This is a genomic window from Lysobacter antibioticus, from assembly GCF_001442535.1.
Classification (GTDB): Bacteria; Pseudomonadota; Gammaproteobacteria; order Xanthomonadales; family Xanthomonadaceae; genus Lysobacter; species Lysobacter antibioticus.
In genome coordinates this window covers 4915016-4921015 of sequence record NZ_CP013141.1, presented here as the reverse complement: position 1 = coordinate 4921015, position 6000 = coordinate 4915016, and the positions used below count along the sequence as shown (strand labels likewise).

At 67.5% G+C, this 6000-nt stretch carries 3 protein-coding genes and 1 pseudogene; 1 reads left to right on the top strand and 3 read right to left on the bottom strand.

The window, feature by feature from the left end; translation table 11 throughout:
• Nucleotides 1–76 precede the first annotated feature (76 nt).
• Nucleotides 77–1237 (top strand): annotated as a pseudogene (locus tag GLA29479_RS19990) (YifB family Mg chelatase-like AAA ATPase); the annotation flags it as partial.
• Nucleotides 1238–1487: 250 nt separating this feature from the next.
• Here the strand turns inward: GLA29479_RS19990 and GLA29479_RS19985 are convergent.
• The 3 genes from GLA29479_RS19985 to GLA29479_RS19970 form a co-directional block, all read right to left on the bottom strand.
• Nucleotides 1488–2714, bottom strand: coding sequence for a nuclear transport factor 2 family protein (locus GLA29479_RS19985; RefSeq protein ID WP_057972623.1), 1227 nt, complete (start codon nucleotides 2712–2714; stop codon nucleotides 1488–1490).
• 273 nt (nucleotides 2715–2987) lie between these two features.
• Nucleotides 2988–5390, bottom strand: a complete 2403-nt coding sequence (locus tag GLA29479_RS19975) for an ATP-binding cassette domain-containing protein (RefSeq protein ID WP_057973285.1) — start codon at nucleotides 5388–5390, stop codon at nucleotides 2988–2990.
• Between the two features lie 178 nt (nucleotides 5391–5568).
• Entirely contained in the window at nucleotides 5569–5796 is a 228-nt protein-coding gene (locus GLA29479_RS19970; protein ID WP_057972621.1) for a hypothetical protein, read from the bottom strand.
• Between the last annotated feature and the right edge of the window lie 204 nt (nucleotides 5797–6000).

The window sequence follows — 6000 nt, the reverse complement described above, 5'->3', positions numbered from 1 at the left end:
TATCGCCGGAAGCGCAGCGCGTCGACGCCGCGCTCAAGGCTGACAGCCAGCAGTCCACGCCGCAGACCAGGCCGAGTTGAAGGCTGCGATCCAAGCCGAGAGTGAAGGCGCGTTCGGGCGCCGCCTGATCGTGCCGGCCGGCAACGGCGCCGAGGCGGCACTCGCCAGCCGCGTCGAAGCGCGCACCGGCCGCACCCTGCTCGAAGTCTGCGCGATGCTCTGCGGCCGCGCCGAACTGCCGCAGGCCCAGCCCGCACCGCTGCTGCGTGCGCCCGGCCTCGACATGCGCGATGTGCGCGGCCAGACGCAGGCCCGGCGCGCCCTCGAAATCGCCGCCGCCGGTGGTCACCACCTTCTGCTGATCGGCCCGCCGGGCTGCGGCAAGACCCTGCTGGCCTCGCGCCTGCCCGGCCTGCTGCCCGAGGCCAGCGAAGACGAAGCGCTGGAGACCGCGGCGATCGCGTCGGTCGCCGGCGGCGCGCACGGCCACGGTCTCGACCCGGCGCGCTGGCGCGAACGCCCGTTCCGCTCGCCGCACCACACCGCCAGTGCCGTCGCCCTGGTCGGCGGCGGCGCCGATCCGCGCCCCGGCGAGATTTCGCTCGCGCATCAGGGCGTGCTGTTTCTCGACGAACTGCCCGAGTGGGAACGGCGCGCGCTGGAAGTCCTGCGCGAGCCGCTCGAATCCGGCGTGGTGACGGTGTCGCGCGCGGCGCGCAGCGCCGAGTTCCCGGCGCGCTTCCAACTGGTCGCGGCGATGAACCCCTGCCCTTGCGGCTGGGCCGGCGACAGCAGCGGACGCTGCCGTTGCGCCGGCGACGCGATCCGCCGTTACCGCGCGCGCATTTCCGGCCCGCTACTCGACCGCATCGACCTGCACATCGAGGTGCCGCGTCTGCCCTCTTCGGCGCTGCGCCCCGACCAACCCAGCGGCGAAAGCAGCGCCGCGATCCGCGAGCGCGTCGTCGCCGCGCGCGAACGCCAGTTGGGGCGCAGCGGCAAGACCAATGCGCAGCTCAGCCAGGCCGAGACCACCGCGACCTGCGTCCTCAGCCAGTCCGACCATGCCTTGCTCGAACGCGCCGTCGATGCCTTGCAACTGTCGGCGCGTTCCATGCACCGCATCCAGCGGGTCGCGCGCACCGTTGCCGATCTTGCCGAGAGCCCGCAGATCGCCACGGCGCATTTGACCGAGGCGATCGGGTATCGGCGCGGCGATCGCGAGGTCGCGACCTAGAGCAAGCTTGGCACTCACGGGACGATCGGCGACTCAAAGAAAGCGACCCGCCGCTTTGGTGGCGAGAGCTTCGGGCGTTCGATCTGGATGGCTCGATGCGACGCGAGACCGCAGCCGCGCGGTCGCGACTCGCGTCGCTCCTACCCTTGAAGCAACCGTCTGGGCGCTCGATCTTGATCCCGCACGATCGATGCCCCGTACTCCGCCAGAGGCTTGCCGGTCAGCGTGGACTTGGCTTTGACGAGATCGGCTAGTGGCTCGAATCTTGCGATGTCGCTGCCGGCGATATCGCTTTGGGCGCACCTGACGCCTCCAACTGCCGGATGACGGCCTTGACGACGTCGCGGGTGGATTGCCAGTTCATGCCGGTGACGAGCCGGCCGTCGATTTCCACGTGCGAGCTGTTGCGGGCACCGTAACGGAACAGGCCCTTGCGCTCCTGCAAGCGCTGCTCGAGCGAGAACGGCAAGGTCTTGTAGTACGGCGCTTGCTTGTCTTCGAAGGCATCGGGATAACCGGTGACGCGCTTGCCGCTGACCAGCGCCGTGCCATCGGACAACGTCAGGTTCGCAAGGCCGGCGCTGCCGTGACAGACCGCCGAGACAATGCCCTGCCGCTGTTCATAGATGCGGACCGCCAGAGCCTTGAGGCCGGGGTGATCGACGACGCCGTACATCGCGGCGCTGCCGCCGATGTACATCAGCGCGGCATAGTCGACAGCACTCACGTCCTCGGGTTTGCGCGTATTGGCCAACGCCCACATGAAGTCGCCGTCGTAGATCCTGGCCGTGTGCTCCGGATCGCGGGTGTCGATATAGGCCAGCGGCACGGCCCCGCCTTCGGGACTGACGAACTGCACGCCGTAGCCGGCTTCGCGGAAGGCGGTGTAGGCGTGGATCAGCTCCGCAAAGCTGTTGCCGGCGCTGAGGCGGGTGCCGGGTATCGTGCCGACATTGGACACGACCAACACCACTTGGCGGCCATGAGCCGGCGCCTGGTAGCGGGTCGCGGTCTTGCTGATGACCTGCCATCCCTCGCCGAGCTTCTTGAGCAGGAACAGGTCGACGTAGCGTGCCTGGTCCTTGCCGACCAGGATCTCCGCCTTCGCGGTCGCGATGTTGCCCTCGACCTGCACGCTGATCAGACGGCCGGAGCGCCCATTGAACTGGTCCGGGTTCTTGCTGAACCAGCCGACATACTCCTCAACACCCACCTCTCGCATGCCGTTCGCCCCCTGGCTCAGGTACAGGCGGGCATCGGGATGGAACGCGCGTCGCAGCTGCTCGGTCCGGTTGTAGGAACTCCCCTGCAGGTAGTCCTGGATCACCGCTGCGACCTGGCGGTCGTCGGGAAGCGACTGGGCATGCGCCACGCCGCTGGACAACAGCAACACGAAGGCGCAACCCAGCAGTCGGACGAGGATTGCGCGGAGCGGGACGGCACGGATGGCGGCTGGGGTGAACGGCAGGTTTGGCATGGCGGGTTCCTGTCTGGGAAGCCCGCATGCTGCCGACTTTCCTTTTTAAACAATATCTTGGATGGCGTTTCCGGAGTTCGGAAACGTGTTTCAGGAGCCGGCGTTCGGCCGCGGTTGCGCCTGCGCTCAGCGGCCGGCGCCGTGCCTCGATCTTTTGAAGCTCACCTTTTTGAAGCCGGTGCATAACCTGGACATGCACAGGAACCCGAAAGCCAACGCTGTTGCGATTATCTCGATCGCTCGGCGCCTCTACGACGACCCGAGCCAACCGTCCTAGGACTTCTTCGACGACTTCCCGCGGGCGCCGACGTAGTCCGCGAGATGCTTGCCGGTCAGCGTGGACTTGGCCTTGACCAGCTCGGCCGGGGTGCCTTCGAACACGACTCGCCCGCCGTCGTGGCCGGCGCCGGGGCCGAGGTCGATGATCCAGTCGGCGTGCGCCATCACCGCCTGGTGGTGCTCGATGACGATCACCGACTTGCCGGAGTCGACCAGGCGGTCGAGCAGGCCGAGCAGTTGTTCGACGTCGGCCAGGTGCAGGCCGGTGGTCGGTTCGTCGAGTATGTAGATACCGCCCTTCTCGGCCATGTGGGTGGCGAGTTTGAGGCGCTGGCGCTCGCCGCCCGACAAGGTGGTCAGCGGCTGGCCCAGGCTGAGGTAGCCCAGGCCGACATCGACCAGCCGTTGCAGGATGGCGTGTGCGGCCGGGGTGTGCGCCTTGCCGGCGCCGAAGAAGGCTTCGGCCTCGCTGACCGGCATCGCCAACACTTCGCTGATGTCGCGGCCGCCGAATTTGTACTTCAACACCGAGGCTTCGAAGCGCTTGCCCTCGCAGTCCTCGCAGGTGGTCGCCACGCCGGCCATCGTCGCCAGATCGGTGTAGATCACGCCGGCGCCATTGCAGGTCGGGCAGGCGCCTTCGGAGTTGGCGCTGAACAAGGCCGGCTTGACCGCGTTGGCCTTGGCGAAGGCCTTGCGGATCGGTTCCAGCAGATCGGTGTAGGTGGCCGGGTTGCTGCGGCGCGAGCCGCGGATCGCGCCCTGGTCGACCGACACCACGCCTTCGTCCGCCGGCAGCGAGCCGTGCACGAGCGAGCTCTTGCCCGAACCCGCCACGCCGGTGATCACGCACAGCACGCCGAGCGGAATATCGACGTCGACCTTGCGCAGGTTGTGCTTGCTGGCACCGCGGATCTGCAACTGCCCCTTGGCCTTGCGCACGCTCGGCTTGAGCGAGGCGCGGTCGTCGAGATGACGGCCGGTGAGCGTGTCGCTGGCACGCAGGCCTTCGACGCTGCCTTCGTAGCAGACCGTGCCGCCGGCCGAGCCGGCACCGGGACCGAGGTCGACGACGTGGTCGGCGATCGCGATCGCTTCGGGCTTGTGCTCGACCACCAACACCGTATTGCCCTTGTCGCGCAGCTGCAGCAGCAACTCGTTCATGCGCTGGATGTCGTGCGGGTGCAGGCCGATGGTCGGTTCGTCGAAGACATAGGTGACGTCGGTCAGCGACGAGCCGAGGTGGCGGATCATCTTGGTGCGTTGCGCTTCGCCGCCCGACAAGGTGCCCGACGGCCGTTCCAGCGACAGATAACCCAGGCCGATCTCGACGAACGAATCCAGGGTGTGCAGCAGCTTGGCGAGCAAGGGCGCGACCGAGGGCTCCTTCAGGCCGCGCACCCAGTCGGCCAGGTCGCTGATCTGCATCGCGCAGGCGTCGGCGATGTTGATCTTGCCGATCTTCGACGAGCGCGCCGCCTCGCTGAGGCGGGTGCCGCCGCAGTCGGGACAGGCGCTGAAGGTGGTCGCGCGCTCGACGAAAGCGCGGATGTGCGGCTGCAGGGCGTCGACGTCCTTGGACAGGAACGACTTCTGGATCTGCGGGATCAACCCCGCGTAGGTCAGGTTGATGCCGTCGACCTTGATCTTGGTCGGCTCCTTGTGCAGAAGATCATGCAGTTCTTTCTTGGTGAACTTGCGGATCGGCTTGTCGGGGTCGAAGAAACCGCAGCCGTTGAAGATGCGGCCGTACCAGCCGTCCATGCTGTAGCCGGGGATGGTGATCGCGCCCTCGTTGATCGACTTGCTGTCGTCGTATAGCTGGGTCAGGTCGATGTCCGAGATCCGGCCCATGCCTTCGCAACGCGGGCACATGCCGCCGGTGCGGTTGAAGGTCTGGCGCTTGGTCTCGCCCTTGACCGTGATCGCGCCGACTGCCTGCACCGAGGCGGTGTTGAAGGAGTACGCGTTGGGCGAGCCGATATGCGGCTTGCCGAGGCGGCTGAACAGGATGCGCAGCATCGCGTTGGCGTCGGTGGCGGTGCCGACGGTGGAGCGGGCGTTGGCGCCCATGCGTTCCTGGTCGACGATGATCGCCGTGGTCAGGCCGTCGAGCACGTCCACTTCCGGGCGCGCCATCGACGGCATGAAACCCTGCACGAAGGAACTGTAGGTCTCGTTGATCAGCCGCTGCGATTCGGCAGCGATGGTGCCGAACACCAGCGAGCTCTTGCCGGACCCGGACACGCCGGTGAACACGGTCAAGCGGCGCTTCGGCAACTCGACGCTGAGGTCCTTGAGGTTGTTCACGCGCGCACCCTGCACGCGGATCAGGTCGTGGCGGTCGGCCGCGTGCGGCGCGGACGACGGCGTGTTCTTCCTCGTGGCCTTACTCATCGTGTCTCCATCGGTGGGGCGGGATGTCTGCGCGGGCGCGGTCTGGCTCGGGGGGGCATCGCTGGATTCAGTGCCCGCAGCATCGCCGCGGTTGCGGCGATGCTGCTGCGAGTTGGCGCGGCCGCCGGCAGGGCCGGCCACCGTCCAAGGCATGCGATGCGCGGCGAGCGCGCGCGGTTTACGGCCCGCTTGCGCCGCCGCGTTTGCCGAACCACTTGCTCGCATACGGCAGCGCGAACAGGTACAGCCCGGAAAGCAGCAACAAGGCCAGCGGCGCCAACGGCACGTAGGATACCCAGACGATGGGCTTTTCCTGCGCCAGGACGATGAAAGTCGCGATCACGGTCACCGTAAAGATCATCGATAGCCAACGGTGGATCTGCCGAATCCATTTGTTCCAGTTCACGAGGACCTCCTGCGAAGACCGGCCACCCGGCCCCGGCGGATTGCCGGGCGGATGCGCTCAGTCGGTGGTGGAAGCGTGTGGCGGCGATCGACGGTAACGCCGAGCGATCAAGATCGATGAGCGGCCGCGCTTACTCGATGGCGTTGCCGCGGGCGCCGGCCGAGCCGAGGCCCGCGCCGTGTCGCTGCCGAGGTCCGTGGCCGC

What these genes read in the sequence shown, in the direction of transcription:
- GLA29479_RS19975 (WP_057973285.1), bottom strand. Translation starts at nt 5,390, where the DNA reads ATGAGTAAGGCCACGAGGAAGAACACGCCGTCGTCCGCGCCGCACGCG.
- GLA29479_RS19985 (WP_057972623.1), bottom strand. Translation starts at nt 2,714, where the DNA reads ATGCCAAACCTGCCGTTCACCCCAGCCGCCATCCGTGCCGTCCCGCTC.